Origin of the sequence: Xanthomonas sp. WHRI 1810A, from assembly GCF_040202885.1 — a bacterium.
Classification (GTDB): Bacteria; Pseudomonadota; Gammaproteobacteria; order Pseudomonadales; family Pseudomonadaceae; genus Aquipseudomonas.
Genome location: NZ_JBEGED010000015.1, coordinates 35,740 through 56,487, shown reverse-complemented (window position 1 = coordinate 56,487; position 20,748 = coordinate 35,740). Strand labels below are relative to the sequence as shown.

18 protein-coding genes and 1 tRNA gene are annotated in these 20,748 nt (G+C 59.8%); 13 read left to right on the top strand and 6 right to left on the bottom strand.

Features of this window, described 5'->3' with window-relative positions:
• Positions 1 to 2: 2 nt before the first annotated feature.
• From ABQX22_RS20500 to ABQX22_RS20475, 6 genes are all read left to right on the top strand, one after another.
• On the top strand, positions 3 to 848 hold the full coding sequence (locus ABQX22_RS20500; protein ID WP_349801682.1) for an N-acyl homoserine lactonase family protein: 846 nt from the start codon (positions 3 to 5) through the stop codon (positions 846 to 848).
• Positions 845 to 1,612, top strand: a complete 768-nt coding sequence (locus ABQX22_RS20495) for an SDR family NAD(P)-dependent oxidoreductase (RefSeq protein ID WP_349801681.1) — start codon at positions 845 to 847, stop codon at positions 1,610 to 1,612. The genes ABQX22_RS20500 and ABQX22_RS20495 overlap by 4 nt, the downstream gene beginning before the upstream one ends.
• 234 nt (positions 1,613 to 1,846) lie before the next feature.
• Complete coding sequence (locus ABQX22_RS20490) at positions 1,847 to 3,190, top strand: MmgE/PrpD family protein (protein ID WP_349801680.1); 1,344 nt, start codon at positions 1,847 to 1,849, stop codon at positions 3,188 to 3,190.
• A 28-nt stretch (positions 3,191 to 3,218) separates the two neighbouring features.
• A complete protein-coding gene (locus ABQX22_RS20485; protein WP_349801679.1) occupies positions 3,219 to 4,115 on the top strand; it encodes an NAD(P)-dependent oxidoreductase in 897 nt (298 codons plus the stop codon).
• A 54-nt stretch (positions 4,116 to 4,169) separates the two neighbouring features.
• A complete protein-coding gene (tam, locus tag ABQX22_RS20480) occupies positions 4,170 to 4,958 on the top strand; it encodes a trans-aconitate 2-methyltransferase (protein WP_349801678.1) in 789 nt (262 codons plus the stop codon).
• Positions 4,959 to 5,203: 245 nt separating this feature from the next.
• Entirely contained in the window at positions 5,204 to 5,893 is a 690-nt protein-coding gene (locus tag ABQX22_RS20475) for a dihydrofolate reductase family protein (RefSeq protein ID WP_349801677.1), read from the top strand.
• A gap of 21 nt (positions 5,894 to 5,914) precedes the next feature.
• Here ABQX22_RS20475 and ptrR read toward each other — a convergent pair whose 3' ends face one another.
• Positions 5,915 to 6,790, bottom strand: coding sequence for a putrescine utilization regulator PtrR (gene ptrR, locus ABQX22_RS20470; RefSeq protein ID WP_349801675.1), 876 nt, complete (start codon positions 6,788 to 6,790; stop codon positions 5,915 to 5,917).
• Between the two features lie 139 nt (positions 6,791 to 6,929).
• Here ptrR and ABQX22_RS20465 point away from each other — a divergent pair, with 139 nt between their 5' ends.
• Together ABQX22_RS20465 and ABQX22_RS20460 are read left to right on the top strand one after the other, a co-directional pair.
• A complete protein-coding gene (locus ABQX22_RS20465; protein ID WP_349801674.1) occupies positions 6,930 to 8,321 on the top strand; it encodes an aldehyde dehydrogenase family protein in 1,392 nt (463 codons plus the stop codon).
• Positions 8,322 to 8,635: 314 nt separating this feature from the next.
• Positions 8,636 to 9,358 (top strand): GNAT family N-acetyltransferase, encoded by a 723-nt coding sequence (locus ABQX22_RS20460; protein ID WP_349801673.1) that lies wholly within the window; start codon positions 8,636 to 8,638, stop codon positions 9,356 to 9,358.
• Between the two features lie 15 nt (positions 9,359 to 9,373).
• Here the strand turns inward: ABQX22_RS20460 and ABQX22_RS20455 are convergent, their stop codons facing one another.
• The 4 genes from ABQX22_RS20455 to xylA form a co-directional block, all read right to left on the bottom strand.
• Positions 9,374 to 10,510 carry a sugar ABC transporter permease gene (locus ABQX22_RS20455; RefSeq protein ID WP_349801672.1) on the bottom strand — a complete coding sequence of 379 codons (1,137 nt, stop codon included), beginning with the start codon at positions 10,508 to 10,510 and terminating at the stop codon, positions 9,374 to 9,376.
• Positions 10,511 to 12,058 (bottom strand): D-xylose ABC transporter ATP-binding protein, encoded by a 1,548-nt coding sequence (xylG, locus tag ABQX22_RS20450; RefSeq protein WP_349801671.1) that lies wholly within the window; start codon positions 12,056 to 12,058, stop codon positions 10,511 to 10,513. It lies immediately after the preceding gene.
• A gap of 172 nt (positions 12,059 to 12,230) precedes the next feature.
• Entirely contained in the window at positions 12,231 to 13,235 is a 1,005-nt protein-coding gene (gene xylF, locus ABQX22_RS20445; protein ID WP_349801670.1) for a D-xylose ABC transporter substrate-binding protein, read from the bottom strand.
• A gap of 351 nt (positions 13,236 to 13,586) precedes the next feature.
• Positions 13,587 to 14,903, bottom strand: coding sequence for a xylose isomerase (gene xylA / locus ABQX22_RS20440; RefSeq protein ID WP_349801669.1), 1,317 nt, complete (start codon positions 14,901 to 14,903; stop codon positions 13,587 to 13,589).
• Between the two features lie 175 nt (positions 14,904 to 15,078).
• Here xylA and ABQX22_RS20435 point away from each other — a divergent pair, with 175 nt between their 5' ends.
• From ABQX22_RS20435 to ABQX22_RS20415, 5 genes are all read left to right on the top strand, one after another.
• Positions 15,079 to 16,260 carry a XylR family transcriptional regulator gene (locus ABQX22_RS20435; protein WP_349801668.1) on the top strand — a complete coding sequence of 394 codons (1,182 nt, stop codon included), beginning with the start codon at positions 15,079 to 15,081 and terminating at the stop codon, positions 16,258 to 16,260.
• 68 nt (positions 16,261 to 16,328) lie between these two features.
• Positions 16,329 to 16,404: transfer RNA gene (locus ABQX22_RS20430), tRNA-Asn, on the top strand.
• A gap of 197 nt (positions 16,405 to 16,601) precedes the next feature.
• Positions 16,602 to 16,841 carry a hypothetical protein gene (locus ABQX22_RS20425; protein WP_349801667.1) on the top strand — a complete coding sequence of 80 codons (240 nt, stop codon included), beginning with the start codon at positions 16,602 to 16,604 and terminating at the stop codon, positions 16,839 to 16,841.
• A gap of 541 nt (positions 16,842 to 17,382) precedes the next feature.
• A complete protein-coding gene (locus ABQX22_RS20420; protein WP_349801666.1) occupies positions 17,383 to 18,747 on the top strand; it encodes a hypothetical protein in 1,365 nt (454 codons plus the stop codon).
• A 237-nt stretch (positions 18,748 to 18,984) separates the two neighbouring features.
• On the top strand, positions 18,985 to 19,917 hold the full coding sequence (locus tag ABQX22_RS20415) for a DUF4365 domain-containing protein (RefSeq protein ID WP_349801665.1): 933 nt from the start codon (positions 18,985 to 18,987) through the stop codon (positions 19,915 to 19,917).
• 316 nt (positions 19,918 to 20,233) lie between these two features.
• Here ABQX22_RS20415 and ABQX22_RS26995 read toward each other — a convergent pair whose 3' ends face one another.
• The gene (locus tag ABQX22_RS26995; RefSeq protein WP_441005315.1) at positions 20,234 to 20,689 is read right to left on the bottom strand and encodes a GIY-YIG nuclease family protein; all 456 of its coding nucleotides are present in this window, start codon (positions 20,687 to 20,689) and stop codon (positions 20,234 to 20,236) included.
• Positions 20,690 to 20,748 lie beyond the last annotated feature (59 nt).

The window sequence follows — 20,748 nt, the reverse complement described above, 5'->3', positions numbered from 1 at the left end:
ACATGAACAACAACAACCCGACTGCAGTAAAACCGAACTGGGTTAACCCCGAGGTGATTGTGGTGCGCTACGGCACCCGGCAGACCACCAAAGGCGAATGCTACTACAACTATGGTGCGTACCGGGAACCGGACGCCGCGCTGACCATGGATTACTTTTTCTGGATCTTCCGCACCGACGACCAGGTCATCGTCATCGACACCGGTTTCAGCCCGGAAGCGGCCATCGCGCGCAAGCGTCAGCCGGTGGTCAAGCCTGCCGATGCGCTGGCGCGGCTGGGCATCGATCCGGCGCAGGTGAAGCTGTTGGTGCTGACCCACGCCCATTACGATCACGCCGGGAATGTGGGCTTGTACCCCAACGCCGAGATCGTGATGTCGCGCCGGGAATTCGAGTTCTGGGGCACGGACATGGGCAAGCGCCCGCAGTACGCCCATCACATCGATCCACTGGACATCGAACGCATCCAGGCGCTGGCGGACGCCGGTCGCATTACCCTGCTGGACGGGCCGCGCAACACGCTGATCCCCGGCATCGAACTGCACGAGATCGGCGGCCACACGCCGGGGCAACTGGCGGTGGTGGTGGAGATGCCGGAAGGCCCGGTGATCCTTGCCTCCGACGCGGTGCACTACTACGAGGAGTTCGAGCTGGATCGGCCGTTCGCCGTGCTCGACCGGCTCTCCGACATGTACCAGGGCTACGAGAAGATACGCGAGTGGCTGCAGCGTCCGGGCGCGTTGATGATTCCCGGCCATGACCCGGAAGTGATGAAGCGCTTTGCTCCGGTGGACCCGGCGGATCCATCGATCGCCGTGCGCATTGATGCCTCGGGGGCGGGGGTATGAGGGGTAAGCGGGCGCTGATCACGGGATCGTCCGACGGCCTCGGTCTGGCGATGGCGTCGGGCCTGGCGGCGGCGGGGTGTGACGTGGTGCTTCATGGGCTGGAATCGCTGGCCGACATGCGCGAGACCTGCGAGGACCTGACGCGGCGATACGGCGTGTCCGCGAGCTATGTGCGGGCCGACCTGGCGCAGGCCGAGGGGGTCGAGGCAATGATGGACGCGGCGGGGGCGATTGATGTGCTGGTCAACAACGCCGTGGTCCGGCACTTTGCGCCGATTGAGGCGTTCCCGTTGGAGCGCTGGGATCAGGCATTGGCGGTGAACCTCACGGCGGTGTTCCGCGCGGTGCAACTGAGCCTGCCTGGCATGCGTGCCCGGGGCTGGGGGCGGATTTTCAATCTGTCCTCGGCGTATGGCTCGCGGGCCATTGCCAACCGTATCGACTACGTCACGACCAAGACCGCGCTGCTGGGCTTCACCCGCGCCGTCGCCCTCGAAACCCAGGGGCAGGGCATCACCTGCAACGCGGTGTGCCCCGGCTCCACGTTGACCCCGAATATCGAAGCGCGGCTGACCGAATTGATGGCCCGCAAACAGCTGGACCGTGACGCCGCCACCCGTGAGTTTCTGGTGGGCAAACAGGGCACCGGACGGTTCGTGGAAGCGCGGCATGTGGCGGATTTGATCGTGTTCCTGTGCAGCGAATCCGCCGCCTCCATCACCGGCGCGACCTTGCCGGTGGATGATGGGTGGTTGGCGGGGTGAGCGTTCATGCACCTGCATGTACGTTGCAACACGCCACACCGGGACACTGTTGGAGCGAGGCTTGCCCGCGAAGCGATGTGTCAGGCGATGCAGATGCAGCGGATGCACCGGCCTCTTCGCGAGCAAGCGCCCTCCCACCATGATTGCGGGTGTCGGGCTAATTCCGGTCGAACACAAAACCTGTGGGAGGGAGCTTGCTCGCGAAGCGCCAATAATCACAACAACGGAGTCACCATGAGTTCACCCGCTGTCACCCGCCCGCTCTGCGAATTCATCGCGCGCACGACCTGGGCCGACATTCCGCCCGTTGTCCGCCATGACGCCAAGCGCGCGCTGATCAATTACTTCGCCGTGGCACTGGCGGGCTGCAATGACCCCGACGTGGACAAAGCCGCCAGACTGTTCCAGCGCTTCAACGCCGGAAACTCGGCCCATGTCATCGGCCGATCAGACGCCACCGACATGCTCAACGCCGCGTCGCTCAACGCCATGAGCGCCAACGTCTTCGACTTCGACGACACCCACATCCCCACCATAATCCACCCGACTGCTCCGGTGGCTGCGGCCTTGTTCGCCCTGGCCGAAACCCAGCCTATGTCCGGCGAACAGTTTCTGCTGGCGTTCGTCCTGGGCGTCGAGGTCGAGTGCCGCCTGGGCATGGCCATCTCGCCGGAGCACTACCGCCGCGGCTGGCACATCACCTCCACGTGCGGCGTATTCGGCGCGGCCGCTGCCGTCGGCAAAGCCCTGAAACTGCCAACACAACAACTGGAATGGGCCATGGGCAACGCCAGCGCCCAAGCCTCCGGCCTGGTGGAAACCCTGGGCAGCGCGTCGAAAAGCCTCGGCGTTGGCAACGCGGCGCGCAACGGTCTGCTCTCGGCATTGCTGGCGCAGGACGGCTTCAGCGGGCCGCCGTTCCCGCTGGAAGGCGAGCGCGGTTTTCTCAACGTGGTGGGCGAGCAACCGCGCTTTGATGAAATCACCCAGGGCCTGGGCGAGCACTGGGCCTTGAGCGCCAACACCTACAAACCGTATCCGTGCGGTGTGGTGCTCAATCCGGTGATCGAGGCCTGTTTGCAGCTGTCGCTGAATCGCACGTGGGACCTGCACGACATCACCCGCATCGAACTCACTGGCCATCCCTTGCTGCGCCAGCGCACGGATCGTCCGGCTATCGAGTCCGGGCGCGAGTCCCAGGTCAGCGCGCAACATGCGGTGGCGGTGTCGCTGTCCACCGGCAGGGCAGGCTTGGCCGAGTTCAGCGATGCCGCCGTCGGCGACTCGGTGTTGCGGGCGATTTATCCGTTGGTGCAGTTCATCGACGACACCGCCTACGCCCTGGAATCGGCGCAGGTCAGGGTGACGCTGCGCTCCGGCGAAATCCTCACCCACTCGGTGGATGTGTCGCTCGGCAGCCTGGCTGCGCCACTGAGCGATGACTTTCTGGAAAACAAACTGCGCGAACTCGCGGCTTACGGCGGTTCCGGCTGCGCGACCCAGCCGCTGATCGATGCGCTGTGGTCGATCGATACCGCCACCGACGCCGCCAGCGTCATGCGCATTGCGCACCCTTGAATCCCCTTATTCATTCAGGAAACTCGTCATGACCAACACACTACTGGGCTTTATCGGCGTCGGCGTCATGGGCCGTCCCATGGCGCGACGGCTGCTGGAACAGGGCCATTCACTGATCATTTTCGACAAGGACCCGGCTGCGCTGGCCGAGCTGTCGGCGCTGGGCGCACAGGTGGCCGACAGCGTGCGGGCCGTGGCCGACAGCGCTGAAATCATCTTCACCAGCCTGCCCAGCCCGGCGATTTTCAAGGCGGTGGCGCTGGGGGCCGACGGGATCGTCGCAGGCTGCGCGGTGCGGATTCTGGTGGACCTGTCGACCGTGGGTTCCCGCGCCGAGCAGGAGGTGGCGGCCGGCTTGCTCGAACGCGGCATCGACACCGTCGACGCGCCCATCAGTGGTGGTGCGGCCGGCGCCAGCAAGGGCACGCTGGCAATGATGGTCGCGGGCAAACCCGAGGCGGTGGCGCGGGTTCGGCCGTTGTTCGACGTGTTCGGCAAGGTGTTCATCGTCGGTGAACAGCCGGGGCAGGGGCAGTTGCTCAAGCTGCTGAACAACATGCTGTCCACCACCGCATTCGCCATCACCAGCGAGGCGTTCGTCGCCGGGGTCAAGGGCGGGCTCGATCCGCAGGTGATGATGGATGTGATCAATGCCGGCAGCGGCAAGAACGGCGCGACCCTGGACAAGTTTCCCAGGCACGTGCTGCCGGGCACCTTCGATTTCGGCTTCCCGGTGTCCAGCGTGTGCAAGGACATCGGCCTGGCGGTCGAGGAATGCCAGGCGCTGGGCGTGCCCATGTGGCTGGGGCAGGCGGCGCGGCAGTTGTGGAACGTCGCTGCGCAGCAGGACGGCGGGGGGCGTGACCTGACCGAGCTGGTGCGGACGGTAGAAGGGTGGTCCGGGAAAGGCCCGGAACATTTGTAATCAGCGCAGGCAAAACCTAGTCTGTGGCGCACGCCCACCTTTCCCGGAGTCCCCATGACTTGGTCTGCCAAACAGTATTCGACCTTCGAACAGGAACGCACCCGCCCGGTCCGCGATCTGGTGGCGGCCATCGCCACACCCGACGTGCGTGTGGCGGTGGACCTGGGCTGCGGCCCCGGCAACTCCACCGAAGTGCTGGCCGAGCGCTTTCCCCAGGCCGACGTCACCGGCATGGACAGTTCCGACGACATGCTGGTCAGCGCCCGCGAACGGTTGCCAACGCTGAATTTTGCCCTGGCGGACATCGCGTCCTGGAACCCCGGGCAGAGGTTCGACGTGATCCTGGCCAACGCCTCGCTGCAATGGGTGCCGGACCACGCCGAGCTGTACCCGCGCCTGCTGGGCCAGCTTAATCCCGGCGGCAGCCTCGCCGTGCAGACCCCGGACAACATGCAGGAGCCGTCCCACCGCCTGGCCCGGGAAGTGGCGGCGCAGGGCCCGTGGGCGAGCAAGATCGGCGAGGTGCGCCATCCGCCGCGCCACGACGCGACCTTCTACTACGAACTGCTGCAACCGCTGTGCGCGTCGGTGGATGTGTGGCGCACTACCTACCACCATCCGCTGAAGGGCGGGCATCAAGCGGTGGTCGAATGGTTCAAGGGCTCGGCGTTGCGCCCGTATCTGGCGCCGCTGGACGAGGGCGAAAAGGCCGCGTATCTGGCGCAGTATCTGGAGGCGATCAGCGAAGCGTATCCGGCGCTGGCCGACGGCACCGTGCTGCTGCCGTTTCCGCGGTTGTTCGTTGTAGCGCGGCGCTGCGCACAATCTGAATCGGATGCATAACTCGTGGGAGCGGACCTGTCCGCGAAGAGGCCAATACAGGCGCTGTATCTCCGTTGCCAGACACATCGCTTCGCAGCCTTCGGCGGCTCGTCAGCGCCTACAAAAGCGGGTGCCTGGCTGAGCATCCCGGTCCGCTCCCACAATGATCGTTCCTGTGGGTGTGGGCACGATCAATACCGGCTGAACTATCCGCGCCGGTTTCAGGTCGGTTTTACACGATTGATGAAACTGACTCGGAGCCGAATATGAAGCCTTACGTGATCTGCCACATGATGTCGTCCCTGGACGGCCACGCGCTGACTGACGGTTGGGACCGGCCGTTCAAGAAGGCCGCCGGCGAGTTGTATGAAAAGCTCGCCGACACCTTCGCCTTCGATGCCTGGGTGTGCGGTCGGGTGACGATGCAGGAAGTCGCCCACGACGAGGGCTATCCGTCGGGCCTGGCAACTTCGCCGATCCCGCGCACGCACCATTTCGCCAAGCGCGACGCCGACAAGTACGCCATCTCCATCGACCCCCACGGCAAGGTCGGCTGGAAAAGCAGCGAAGCGTTGGGCTCCCACGTGGTGGAAGTGGTCACCGAAGCGGTCTCGGACGACTACCTGGCGTACCTGCAATCCATCGGCGCGTCGTACCTGTTCGGCGGCAAAACCGAGATCGACCTGCACACCGTGGTGGACCTGCTCGCCAACGAACTGGGGATCAAGCGCATCGTGGTCGAAGGTGGCCCGAACGTCAGCGGGTCGTTCGTGGCGGCCGGTCTGGTGGACGAAGTCAGCGTGCTGCTGTTGCCACTGATCGACGGGCGAGGGGCTCACCCGGCGTCGTTTGAAATCTCGCCTGACGCCTGGAAGCAACCGGCGCACCTGGTCCTGAACTCGGCTGAAGTCCAGGAAGGCGGCGGCGTGTGGTTACGCTACCGCACTGCGGAATAAACCCTGTCTGAGCACGGCTAATCAGGCCAGCGCTTCCACCGGCATGGGTTGCAGCAACTCGATCAGCGCGTTCAACGCCGGTGAACGCTGCCCCCGACGCCACGCCAGCCAGATGTTCAGGTAACGAAACGCCTCGCCCAACGGGTAGGCGTTGACGTTGCGGCTGCCCGGCATGCTTTCGAGCATGCTGCGCGGCACCATCGCGATACCGGCCCCGGCCGTCACGCAGGCGAGCATGCCGTGGTAGGACTCCATTTCGAAAATCTTGCCCGGTGTTGCCAAATCCGCCTTGAACCACGACTCGAAATGCCGACGGTACGAGCAGTTCTGCCGGAACGCGTACACGGTCTTGCCGCTGACATCCTGCGCCCGCCCGACCGCCGCGTGGCTGGTCGGCGTGATCAGCACCATTTCCTCTTCGAACAGTTCGACGCCTTCCAGCTCCGGATGACGCAGCGGGCCGTCGACGAACGCTGCACTCAACCGACCCGACACCACGCCGTCGATCATGTCGCCGGACGGGCCGGTGGACAGCGCCAATTCGACCTTGGGGTAGCGCTGGTGATACCCGGCGAGCAGGGCGGGGATGCGCACGGCGGCGGTGCTCTCCAGCGAGCCCAGGGTGAAGATGCCCTGGGGTTCGCTGCCCGATGTGGCCTGCCGGGCTTCTTCCACCAGTTCGAGAATCCGCCGGGCGTAATCGAGGAAGGTGTGGCCAGCGGCAGACAGCCGCAGGCGCAGCTTTTCCCGGATGAACAGGTCGACGCCCAGTTCCTGCTCCAGCTGCTTGACCCGGGTGGTCAGGTTCGAGGGCACGCGGTGCAGGCGTTGCGCGGCGGCGGTGATGCTGCCTTCTTCGGCGACGGCTTTAAACAGTTCAAGCTGGGTCAGGTCCATGCTTTCTCCGATAGAGAATAAATCTTTGATTATTATTCATTATTAAATTAATTCGCCGCAGCCTATCGTGGTGGTCAGTTTCAAGCAATAGACGGCCGTAACCCACCGACGGCACGCCCACGAATTTGGAGAACACCTCATGTCAAAGCACGCCTCCGCGTCACACGCCATTTCCCTGAACCCGGCCACCGGGCAGGTGTTTGCCGAGTACCCGTTTGAAAGCGCCGAGCAGTTGGAACAGTCCCTGGTCCGCGCCGCTTCGGGCTTCAAGGTCTGGCGTGATCAGCCGGTCAGCGCCCGCGCCCAGATCCTGCTGAACCTGGCCAAGGTCTTGCGTCAGAACGCCGAAGCCATGGCGCAGATGATCACCGCTGAAATGGGCAAGCCGATTGCCCAGGCCCGCGCCGAAATCGAAAAATGCGCCGTGACCGCCGAGTGGTACGCGGCCAATGGCCCAGCCATGCTGACGCCGGAAAAGACCTCGGTGGAGAACGACAAGGCCTACATCGCTTACCAGCCCCTGGGCCCGGTGCTGGCAGTGATGCCGTGGAATTTCCCGATCTGGCAGGTGCTGCGCGGCGCGATCCCTATGATCCTGGCGGGCAACGGTTATGTGCTCAAGCACGCGCCGAACGTCATGGGTTGCGCCTTCTTGCTGCGTGATGCGTGGCGTGAAGCGGGCCTGACCGAAGGCGTGTTCGAGGTGATCAACGTCACCAACGAAGGGGTTTCCAAGGCCATCGCCGACCCGCGCATTGCGGCGGTGACGGTGACCGGCAGCGTGCGCGCCGGATCGGCCATCGCCAGTCAGGCCGGTGCTGCGCTGAAAAAGTGCGTGCTGGAACTGGGCGGCTCCGATCCGTTCATCGTGCTGGCCGACGCGGACCTGGACGAGGCGGTCAAGGCGGCCATGGTCGGGCGCTTCCAGAACAGCGGGCAGATTTGCGTGGCGGCCAAACGCATCATCGTCGAGGCCAGTGTGCTGTCGGCATTCACCGAGAAGTTCGTTGCCGCGGCCAAGGCCCTGAAGGTCGGCGACCCGCTGAGGGACGACACCTACGTCGGCCCGATGGCGCGCTACGACCTGCGTGACGAATTGCACGGTCAGGTCAAAGCGACGTTGGCCGAAGGCGCGGCGCTGTTGTTGGGCGGCGACGTGATCGAAGGCGAGGGCAACTACTACGCGCCGACCATTCTCGGTGACGTGCGCCAGGGCATGACCTCGTTCAAAGAGGAATTGTTCGGGCCGGTGGCCTCGCTGATCGAAGCCCGTGACGCCGAGCATGCGGTGGAACTGGCCAACGACAGCGAGTTCGGCCTGGCCGGCAGCGTCTGGACCGCCGACGAAGCGCTCGCCCAGCGCATCGCATCACGCCTGGAGACGGGTGGGGTGTTCATCAACGGCTACACCGCGTCCGATGCGCGGGTGCCGATTGGTGGCGTGAAGAAAAGTGGTTTCGGCCGCGAGCTGTCGCACTACGGCATCCGCGAGTTCTGCAACGCGCAGACCGTGTGGATTGATCGCCGCTGATCGATGGCTGCCCCGCAAAACCCGCCCGGCTCGCCGCGCGGGTTTTTTGTTGTCTCAACGGGGGTGAGGCGTCGATCGATCCTGCAGGTTTGATTGCACCACAAGTTCGGGATAGCACCGCATCTCCCCGTGGGAGCGGACCTGTCCGCGAAATGGCCGGTACATCCGGTACATCCCTGCCGGCTGAACCCTCGCATTCGCTCCCGCAGGGGAGGTCCGGTTTATCCAGCGTGAGCGGCGTGCGTTATGATGGCCGCGTTCCGGGCCAGATGCTGCGCTCCGGGCATGCCTCAAATTCTGGAGCCCGTACCAAGATGTTCAGCATCACCCATTTCGAAACCCCGCCCCCCGAGTCCGTCGACAGTCAGATCATGCAGATGGTTGTGGATTACCTGACCGATATCAGCATGGTCGCCATCGCGCCGAGCAATCCGCTCTACCCGCTGTACCAGTACGGCGTCGGCTATGAGATTCACCTGTACCTGGAAGCCATGAACGGCGCCAAAGGCCTTTTGGTCGAGCTGATCGTGGCCTTCGATGAAAAGGATCCGGAGCAGGTGATCGGCTTTGTGTTGTACCTGCCGGTCACCGACGACCCGCAGGCATGCGCGGTGGCCTACATGGCGGTGCGTGCGACCCATCGGCGTAAAGGCGTCGCGCGGCAGATGCTCAGTGAAATGACCGCCCGTTATCCCCACGCCGAACTCGGCTGTTTCGTCTCCAAAGTGCCGGCCTTCGAAGCCATGGGCTTCCAGGTGTTGGGTGTGCGGGGGCCGCAGGTGCTGATGAACACCCGCGACCACGTCACCGAAGGGATGGTGGCAGTGCTGGACATCGCACCGATCTACCAGACGCTGGAAGTTCGGCAGATCCACACCTACCTGCTGGGCCTGCACGGCAAACGGGTCATGGCCGATGCCGAGAAGCAGCGCGATCGACAATTCGACCGGATGATCCGTCACGCCAGAAGCTTTGTCGAACAGCGCCTTGGCCAGCATGCGGTGCCCTATATCGGCAACGCCCCGCGCCGGGTCTGACCGGTTAAACGAACCTCAACGACGACCGCTGCGGGTGCTGACGTCGACCCACACGGCCAGCACCAGGATGCTGCCCTTGACGATCATCTGCCAGTAGCTGTCGACGTCGAGCATCGACATGCCGTTGTCCAGGCTGCTGATCACCAGCGCCCCGAGCAACGCGCCGTACACCGTGCCCGAACCGCCGCGCATGGAGGTGCCGCCGATGAAGCAGGCGGCGATGGCGTCCAGCTCGCCCATATTCCCAGCCGATGGCGAGCCAGCGGCCAAACGCGCGGTGTTGACCAGCCCGGCCAGCGCGCACATGACGCCCATGATCCCGAAAATCCACAGCTTGACCGCCTGCACGTTGATGCCCGACAGCCGCGTCGCCTCCATGTTGCTGCCCACCGAGTAGATGCGCCGGCCAAACACGGTCTGACTGGTGACGTAGCTGAACACGCCCAGCAGGATCAGCAGCAGCAAGACCGGCACCGGAATCCCGTCGTAGCTGTTGAGGGTGTAGACGAAGCCCGCCAGCACCACGGCGATCACCACCACCCGCACGCCGTCCCGCGCCCACGAATGCTGTTTCAGGCCGTGGAGCGCGCGGTTGCGGCGCTGGCGCCAGGTCAGAATCAGCGTCAGCGCGAACAGCACCAGCCCGAGAATCACCCCCACCACTGGCGGCAAATAACCCTGGCCGACATACACCAGCCCCGGCGACACCGGCGCAATCGTGGTCCCGCCGGTGATGCCCAGCAGCACGCCGCGAAACGCCAGCATCCCGCCCAGGCCGACGATAAACGACGGGATGCGCAAGTAGGCGGTCATGTAGCCGTTGCTCAGGCCGATCAGCAAACCGCAGAACGCAACGATGGCCAGGTTCAGGGGCAACGGCACGTGATAGACCACGTCCAGAATCGCCGCGACGCCGCCCAGTAAACCGAGCATCGAGCCTACCGACAGGTCGATCTCACCGCTGATGATCACCAGCACCATGCCGCAGGCGAGAATCCCGGTAATCGACATCTGCCGCAGCAGGTTCGACAGGTTGCGCGGGGTCAGGAAACCGCCCTCGGTCTGCCAGCTGAAGAACAGCCAGATCAGCACCACGGCGATCAGCAGGGCGAGCATTTTGTAGCGCGTGAAGAGCTGTTTGAGTTGATTCATTCAAGCGGTTTTCCGGTCAGAGGCGTCAGGGGCGGTGAGGGCGGCTGCGAGGACCTGTTCCTGGGTCAGATCGCGATTGATGAAATCTCCGCGCAACTGACCTTCGCCGATCACCAGCACCCGGTCCGACACCCCCAGCACTTCGGCCAGTTCCGACGAGACCATGATGATCGACACGCCCTCGGCGGCCAGTGCCCCCATCAGTTTGTAGATCTCGTACTTGGCGCCCACATCGACGCCCCGGGTCGGCTCGTCGAGGATCAGCACCCGCGGTTTGGTCAGCAGCATCTTGGCCAGCACCGCTTTCTGCTGATTGCCGCCGGAGAGGCTGGTGATCGGCAAAAACGAGGTGGCGGTCTTGAGGTGCATGCGCGCGATTTCCCGTTCGACGCTGCCCAGTTCGGCTTCGGCATCGATCCGCGTCAGCTTCGAAAACGTGTCCAGCACGGCGAGGGTGATGTTCTGCCCGACGCCCAAATCCGGGACGATGCCCTGGCGCTTGCGGTCTTCCGGCACCATGCACAGCCCGGCGCGGATGGATTTGAGCGGGGTGCGGGTGTCGATCGGGTGGCCGTCCAGCCAGACCTCGCCCTCGTGGCGACCGGGGTAGGCACCGAACAGCGCCGACACCAGTTCGGTACGGCCGGCGCCCACCAGCCCGGCGATGCCGAGGATTTCCCCACGGCGCAGGGTGAATGAGATGTCGTCCACCCGCTTGCGCTTGGGGTTGTCGACGTCGTAACAGGTGATGTGCCGCGCTTCGAACAGGACCTCGCCCACCGCGTGGGGCTCGGTGGGGTACAGGTTGCTCATCTCGCGGCCGACCATCTGCGTGATGATCCGCGCCACGTCCATCTCGGCCATGGGCGTGGTCGCAATGTGCTTGCCGTCGCGGATCACCGAAATGGTGTCGCACACCGCCGCCACTTCATCGAGCTTGTGGGAGATGTACACGCAGGCCACGCCCTTGGCTTTCAGCGCGCGGATGATGTCCAGCAGCACGTCGATTTCCGAGCGGGTCAGGGCCGAGGAGGGCTCGTCGAGGATCAGCAGGCGCGCCTGCTTGTTCAGCGCCTTGGCGATCTCCACCAGTTGCTGGTAGCCGCCGCCGTACTGGGACACCGGCAGCGACACATTGATGTCCGGCACTTTCAGTTCGCGCATCAGGGCTTCGGCGCGGTGGATCATCGCCGGGTAATTCATGCGCCCGCCGGGCAGGGTGATTTCGTGGCCCATGAAGATGTTTTCCGCCACGGACAGGTCCGGCACCAGGGTCAGCTCCTGATGAATGATGACGATGCCTGCGGCTTCGGTCTCGGCGATGGACTGGGCCTTGAGCGGCTGGCCGTCCCAGAGGATTTCCCCCTCCCAGGTGCCAAACGGGTAGACCGCCGACAGCACCTTCATCAGCGTCGATTTGCCCGCGCCGTTCTCACCGCACAGGCCCACGCATTCACCCGGTTTGACGTTGATGTCGATGCCATTGAGCGCGCGGACGCCGTCGAAGGTTTTGACGATGCCGCGCATTTCCAGCAGATAGTCGGACATGACCAGTTCTCACACAGCGATAGGCCGTCGGGGTTGTATCGGGCTGACGCTCGCTGTGGGAGGGAGCTTGCTCGCGAAATGAGGCCGCTACATCCACCAAAGCTCAGGTGGCTGAAACAGGGCTTTCGCGAGCAAGCTCCCTCCCACAGGGCGTCATAGCCGCTGAGTAATGCTACTGCCCGGCGATTTGCGCCTGGGTGTAGAACCCGTCCTCCACCAGCAGGTTGACGTTGTCCTTGGTCAGCGGCGTCGGCTTGAGCAGGATCGTCTCGACCTTCTTGCTGCCGTTGTCGTACTCGGAGTTGTAGGCGGGCTTCTCGTTGCGCACCAGTTGCACCGACAACTTGGCGGCCTCGGAAGCGATCAGTTTCAGCGGTTTGTAGACGGTCATGGTCTGGGTGCCGGCGATCACCCGCTTGATGGCGGCCAGGTCAGCATCCTGACCCGAGACCGGCACTTTACCCGCCAGCTTCTGCGCGTTGAGCGCCTGGATCGCGCCGCCGGCGGTGGCGTCGTTGGAGGCAACGATGCAGTCGATTTTGTTGTTGTTGGCGGTCAGGGCATTTTCGATGATGCTCAGGGCTTCGGTGGGGTTCCACTCCTTGACCCACTGCTGGCCGACCACCTTGATGTCGCCCTTGTCGATGGCCGGTTGCAGCACCTTCATCTGGCCTTCGCGCAGGATCTTCGCGTTGTTGTCGGTAGGCGCGCCGCCCAGCAGGAAGTAGTTGCCCTTGGGTTGCGCGTTGAGCACGCCCTGGGCCTGCATCTCGCCGACCTTCTCGTTATCGAACGAAATGTAGGCGTCGATATCGGCGTTGAGGATCAGCCGGTCGTAGGACACCACCTTGACCTTGGCCTTCTTCGCTTCGGCCACCACGTTGTTCAGCACCGTGGCGTTGAACGGCACGATGACGATCACGTCCACGCCCCGGGAAATCAGGTTTTCGATCTGGGAAATCTGCCGCTGCTCGTTGGCATCGGCTGACTGTACATAGACCTTGGCGCCCATCTGCTCGGCGGCGGCGGTGAAGTAGTCGCGGTCCCGGGCCCAGCGTTCCAGGCGCAGGTCGTCGATGGAGAAGCCGATCTTGGGGTTTTTCGCGTCAGCCATGGCAACCGGGCTGCAGAGCACGGCCAGCACACTGGCGAGTAGGGCGGTTTGCAGGAGTTTCATAGTAGCTGTGTCCTTTTATTGTTGTTTAGAGGCACATCGATACCGTGAGCGGTGGCGGTAGAACTGTAGGTAATCCTCAGCGTGCACGGCGCAGGGAATTGTCGTGAGAATGTAACCGCCGTGATCACGGCGACCTTATCTGTAGGAGCGCGCTTGCCCGCGATAGACTTTGGCAACGACGGCGGATGTAACGACGCCTTCGCGGGCAAGCGCGCTCCTACAGGCGAAGCTTTTGACGCGGTGTGTCAGGTACGACGCCTTCGCGGGCAAGCGCGCTCCTACAGGCGAAGCTTTTGACGCGGTGTGTCAGGTACGACGCCTTCGCGAACAAGTTCGCTCCTACAGATGACGCTAAGGGTAAATAAACCGGTTTACCACGCCTTCGAGCATTTCCTGCCGGCCGCTCACCGCCTGCGGGTTCAATTGCGCGTCGAACGCATGTTCGGCCAGGGACGCCAGGCTGTAATCGCCCGCCAGCACCCCCTTGCCCAGCGCTTGATCCCACCCGGCATAGCGCTGGGCCTTGAACTGCTCCAGCACATCGTCCTGAACCATGGCCGCAGCCCGTTCCAACGCCAGGGCCAGCACGTCCATCCCGGCCACATGGCCGTAGAACAGATCCACTTCGTCCAGGCTCTGGCGACGGACCTTGGAGTCGAAGTTGAAGCCGCCCTGTTTGAAGCCGCCGGCCTTGAGGATTTCGTAGGTGGCCAGGGTCAGCTCCTCGACGCTGTTGGGGAACTGATCGGTGTCCCAGCCGTTTTGCGGGTCGCCCCGGTTGGCGTCGATGCTGCCGAAAATCCCCAGGGACGCCGCCGTAGCAATCTCATGCTGAAAGCTGTGCCCGGCGAGCGTCGCGTGGTTGGCCTCGATATTGAGCTTGATCTCCTTCTCCAGCCCGTACTGATGCAGAAAGCCGAACACCGTCGCGCTGTCGTAATCGTACTGGTGCTTGGTGGGCTCCTGGGGTTTTGGCTCGATCAGCAGGTCCCCGCTGAAACCGATCTTGTACTTGTGCTCCACCACCATGCGCAGGAAGCGCCCCAGTTGCTCGCGCTCGCGTTTCAGGTCGGTGTTGAGCAGCGTTTCATAACCCTCGCGACCGCCCCACAGCACGTAGTTGGCGCCCTTGAGCCGATGCGTCGCGTTCATTGCGCTGAACACCTGCGCCGCCGCGTAGGCAAACACCTCGGGGTCCGGGTTACTGGCGGCGCCGGCGGCAAAACGCGGATTGGAAAAGCAATTGGCCGTGCCCCACAGCAACTGGATGCCCGTCTGCTCCTGATGACGCTCCAGCTCGTCGACCATCTGCGCGAAGTTGTTGCGGTACTCCGCCAGGCTCGCGCCTTCGGGGGCGACGTCGGTGTCGTGAAAACTGTAGTAATCGATGCCCAGCTTGGTGAAGAACTCAAAGGCGGCGGCGGACTTGTGCCGGGCCAGTTCCATCGCGTCACCGGGCTGCTGCCACGGCCGTTTGAAGGTGCCGACGCCGAACATGTCGCTGCCCGGCCAGACAAAGCTGTGCCAATAGCACGCCGCCATGCGCAGGTGCTCGCGCATGGGTTTGCCGAGGATGATTTTGTCGGCCTGGTAATGCCGGAAGGCGAGCGGGGAATCGCTGTCGCGGCCCTCGTAAAGGATCTGATCGACAGCAGGAAAGTAAAGCATCGCGGTCTCCTTGTTGTTATTGGACGAGTCATGAGCGAGTACGGAATCGTCGCTTGATAGTAGCAACGCCGCCTCGGCCGACGATTGCGAAACTCACCAAACCGGGGTGCGATTTTAGTTATTGAGGTCTGCCCCCGGCGCGCTTAGTCTTGGCGCACTGGCCCGGAGAACAACAATGAAAACCGTCCCGCCCGTGCACCGCATTGCGCTGCTGTTCAACGGCAGCAAGATCTACGACCGCGGCATCATCGCCGGCATCGGCAACTACCTGAGCAGCACCCGTGCGTCCTGGGACCTGTTTCTGGAAGAGGATTTTCTCTGCCGGCTCAAGGGCATCGAGCGCTGGCACGGCGACGGCATCATCGCCGACTTCGACGACCCGGCCATGGGCCCGGCGCTGGCCGAGATCAAGGTCCCGGTGGTGGCGGTGGGCGGGTCGTACGAAGATGCGAGCGCCTATCCCCGGCACATTCCCTACGTCGCGACCGACAATTACGCGCTGATCGAACTGGCCTACCGGCACCTGATCGAAGCCGGGCTGACCCGCTTCGCCTGCTTCAGCCTGCCCGTGGCCGAAACCAATCGCTGGGCCCAGGAACGGGAAAAAGCCTTCGGCCGCCTCTTGGCACGGGACGGTCTGGACGCGCCGGTTTACCGCGGCCTCAACACCAGCGCGCCGTCGTGGGACACCGCCGTCGAACAGCAGATCGCCTGGTTGCACAGCCTGCCCAAACCCATCGGCATCATCGCCGTCAGCGACGCCCGCGCCCGACAACTGCTGCAGGCGTGCCTGACGGCAGGGATCGCCGTCCCCGAGCAAGTGGCGCTGATCGGCATCGACAACGACCCGCTGACCCGCACCCTGACCCGCGTGCCACTGAGCTCCGTGATCCAGGGCACCGAACAGATGGGACGCACGGCCGCGAAGCTGTTGCACCAGATGCTCCACGGCCTGCCGTCCACCGGAACCCAGGTGCTGTTGCCGCCAGAGGCGATCAACGTGCAGACCTCCAGCCTGCACCAGCCGCTGGGCCATCCGTATGTCATGCAGGCGCTGCACTTCATTCGCCAGTACGCGTGCCAAGGGATCAAGACCGCCCAGGTCGCCGGATACGTCGGCGTGTCGCGCTCCTCGCTGGAAGCGCACTTCCGCAGCGAACTGGGCCGCAGCGTTCACGACGAAATTTTGCGCTTCAAACTCACCGCAGCCGCCACCGGCCTGGAAACCACCGACGCCGGCATCGCCGACATCGCACAGACCTGTGGCTTCAAATCCGCGCAATACCTGCACACCGTGTTCAAACGCGAATTCGGCTGCACCCCGCGCGAGTACCAACACGGACGCCTGGCCGGGTGAGGGCAGGGCGCGGGACTTTTGACAGGCTCGCTTGACTTCCCGTTTTCAATCAGTAAGATAGCGCGCATTCCGCGATAGCTCAGTTGGTAGAGCAAGTGACTGTTAATCACTGGGTCCCTGGTTCGAGTCCAGGTCGTGGAGCCAGACGAAGTACGAAAGAGGCCAGCGCTTAGCTGGCCTTTTTTTGTGGGATTTTTTTGAGCAAAGGCGATGGATGACCGACAGTCTCGTTGCAGATCAAAAAGATTGAACCGCTTTTGCGCGGATTCACCTAATGATCAGCGTGTGGAGATTCCCGCACGACCTGCGCCAATATCGGCGTTCTGCGAGAGGTAGATAACGTGGCTAAAGACGACAAGAAAAGCAAAGACGACGCTTCCAAAGCCAGCAAGGACATGAAGGACAAAAAAGCCTCACCTGCAAAGAAATCAGCCGCGGCTTCGGCGCTGTCTAAATCTTCCGAGAAGAAAGACAAGAAAAAAGACGCTGAGCCGAAGAAATCTGCGAAAAAAGCGGACAGCAAGCCGGAGAAGGCCAAGAAGGCTGACAAGGCAGAGAAGCCTGCAAAAAAGAAAAAGTGAGATGTGTGGGTTTGTTGTAGAGCCAGTGACTGGTGAATATCGGTCACTGGTTTGGGTCCTTTTTGGGGAGTCAGAGGTTGTAGGAAAGGCCAGCGCTTAGCTGGCTTTTTTTATGGGGATTTTTTGATGTAGTGCGTGCTCGCCATCACGATCTTTTACCGCGCAAAAGGGAAGGGGTCGAATTCGAGTGGCGCGCGTGAGATAACGACAACGCCTTGCTGATCCGAACTCGCTTAGACCGCCTTTAGGTATTGGGTGCGGATGGGCATGGGGAGCAACGATTGTGTTGGCGCTTTGCTTTGGCTGGGAGATGCTGAGAGGCTCCTATCACCCAAAGCTGCCCGTCGCACTGGGAAACAATCTACGGAAACCGGTCATCTTGAGGAAATCCATCGAGACGGTTTGCATCATGAATCGCGATTGGCAAATCACCACTCTATGTAGGCATAATGCTACCGCTTGTGGTTTGGCATTAAAAATTTTTTCCCGAATTAGCTGGCGGTCCCAATTTATTAGTCACTAGTTTTACATGGAGGGGTGCATGGCGCATTTAACGGACATGGAAGAGTTAGTATCTTCTATAAAAAATGAAGATATTCGGGACTATATGAGCGAATCACTTGCTTGCTACATGGCGGGCGCTTATCGAGCCTCGGTAGTTCTTACATTCATAGCATTGTTCGACGATATTATTGATAAGCTTGGAGAGCTTGGGAAGGTCAATAAAAAAGCTAAAACCATATTTGATACAGCCTCGCAAAAACGTGCAGATCAAGATGTATTTGAAACATATTTGATTGATCAGCTGAAGTCTAATCTGTTATTTTCTACTCTTGATGCTGAATTCCTTGAAATACTTCGTAAGCTGAGGAATAAGGCTGCGCATCCGTCAGGTCATCATGCTTCCGCAGAGGAGGCACGTTTTGTATATCACGAGTCAGTATCTCGATTTTTATCTCGCCCTATACTGTCTACCACCCAGCTCGCGGATGAGATATTAGCCTCGTTAAGTAATGCAAATATGTTCCCGTCAACAAGCATTGATATTATTACAAAAGTCGTCAAAAAAGAGCTTGAAAATATTCATTTTGAGGTTTACCCGTACTTGATCTCAAAGGTGTTAGACAAAACGCAAGAGACCGACACCGAAACATCAAAGAATTCACGATTTTTTCTAACTGGCATGGCTCGTGCGGGAGATTTATCAGCGATTGCGGCACTAAAAAAATATGTCATCGAAAAGAAAATTTCTAACAAAGCATATAAAAATGCGATTTTTTCGTTACTGTGTTCTAATGGAAAGCTATTTTCGGATTTAGACGAAGTGACGTATCATAGAGTATCTGTTTTGGTGGCAGAACAAATTGCCGCTGTAGAACTTACCGTTGAACATACCCGATTTTCACACCCAGCAACACTTTTCATTTCTCTCCTCACTGAAAATGCTCATGCCTTTGTAATTGAAAAACTCGGCGGCGAATTTGATGCGTTTCTCGAAAAATTCACTTATAGCGCTTATTTCTGTGGCCATGTCTACAAATTCGAAACCGCAAAAGCCCTACTGCTAACGAAGTTTTTTAATAGAGCGGGCTCGAGTGACTTCCAAACAGCTAATAGCTTTATAAAAAATGCATCCGATATTGAAAAATCAATGGGCAATTCATTTTTACCTATTGAAGCTTTTAAGTTAATCATCAATATAATTCTAGCCGCGAACTGGGGCGCGTTCGCAGCAGTGGACATGCGCAATGCGTCTTTCGGTACCATTCCAAAATTTAAAAAACTTGCTAATGATTTTTTAAATGAACAGCTTGGGGAGGCCAAGGTTATTGCAGCTGAGTTATTTCACGTAAAAGAGGACAAGTTGGACGAATATTTCGACTATTTTAAACAGACTCAGGATTAACGCGCGTCTGTTTCAGGCTTGCTGCTTCGTGCACTGGCTAGGAGGTTTGCGTGTCATAACAGACAGAGTCCGTTTCTGGTCGTGTGCCGCCGGTCGCAACACGCAGCAGTCAACCCCTAGCGCCCCTTGCGCCCATAGGGTGATGCTAGACACGGCGTTAGACCGTCGACTAGATCCTACTGTCGCTGTATTCAAAATTGCTGATAAGCTCAGCATGATAATTACACGGAAAATTTGATGAACATCTTTAAATTCGATCAAGGCAATGCCGGTGAGAACTTGGCTGCAAGTGTCTTATCTCTAATTTTCAACGGTGAAGCTCATCGAGAGACCATGCGCGGCGAAGGAATAGGTGCCCTTGATCTTCAGCTGAAGTATCCGGTCGATTTTCCTAGCCCAACCCACGCACAACTAGCTGTGCAAGTTAAAACTGGGGCGAGCTTTGGGCGCTGGACGCCGACCAAAAAACGATGGCGCTTACAGAATATTGATCAAGAACACTTGAGAAAGTGGAAAGCCACCAATCAACCCGTAATTTTGATTTGGGTACGCCTTGATCCAGAAACAAAGATTTACTGGAAGCTCATCGACAAAAAAACACCAATTGAGACCTTATCAGTTTCTGAAAATCACACTCTGACGCCGGCCTCCAGATTTGAAATCGAACGGCTGATACACAAACATCGCCGACCTGTAAGCGGAATGGGAAGGTTCACCGTTCCGATCTTCGCCACAACTGCTCAAGTACGAGAATGGTCCCGCCCTAAATTTTCTAAAATCCGAGGAGTTGTGCCTTGCTGCCTTGGAAAAGTATCTATCAGCAATTATGCATGGCGGCATCTAACGAGAGTCACACGCGCCCAATCGCACATTCAAGATAGCTTGACAGCTTTACCGTATGCCAAAATAATACTCAAAAAAACTCCGCACCAGATCCAAACCCTACCTGGAATAACCGTGCAAAATGGAAACAAGATAATAGTAAACAGAAAAGTGCTGGCCGTGTATAGAAACGTGCATTTCTCAGATAAAGGCGACTGCGTAGTATATGTAAGGCTCGACGAGCAAATCATCTACGAAGACAACTGGAAGGAAAAAGCTTTGATTAGGCAGGAACTCTGTCAAGAACTTAGGCTGGAAAGCATTTATAGGAAGACAAAGAAGAAATAGTGCGCTTCCCCCCTCTTCACAATCCTGTCCTACTCACAGACATGAATGCCTGCGAGATCAGACACATACCTGAGAAGCGCGTTTAGGTATGATCGCGCGCGAGAGCCGGGGAGCGCGCTTGTAAGATACGGGATGCACCAATTTTGTCAAGTGAAGACTCTAGCTGGACCTGGGAGGCGGAAAAAAATCTTTTGAGCCAAAAAGCTGACCACTTTGATCGCTACCGTATTTACTGCGAAAACTTCCTGTTGAGCTTCTCTCCCGCTAGGCAGAGTCGCGTCGCTAGAAAACGTGGTGAGCAATTTTTGACTGCTGGTTACTCTTCAGTATTTCTCAAAACCCATTCAGCAAAGCTTCGGTCATGAAGATCAGGCTCATAGATATCCCTTAGATCTGACTCATACATTTTCGTCGGAATGTCTAAGTGGATATTTGATCGGTTAGAAAGCTCCTGATCCAAAAACGATTCTAGCAGGTAGTCTAAATACATTTCTGCTTGTTCAAACTCGACCCTGAACCATTCAGAATTTGTATCCTCATAATTGGTGATCCTATAGTCTTTAAATTCGTGATGAATACTGGACTCAATCTTTGAGATTATAGCCAATTTTGTGGGCACATAATATGCTGCGTGAAACGCTAGGTTGGGATCGCCAGTTCTAAGATTTCTGAATCTTATTAAAGGATTTCCATCGGTTCGGCCTATCTTGCAGCGAGTGTAATCCGAAGAGCTAAGCAAAATATATATCCAGCTGCCAGGAAGTGTTGTCATGCACATAGGTTTTTTTCAGTTTGGAAGTTGCTCATTATAGCTCGGCGCGAAAGTTTTGG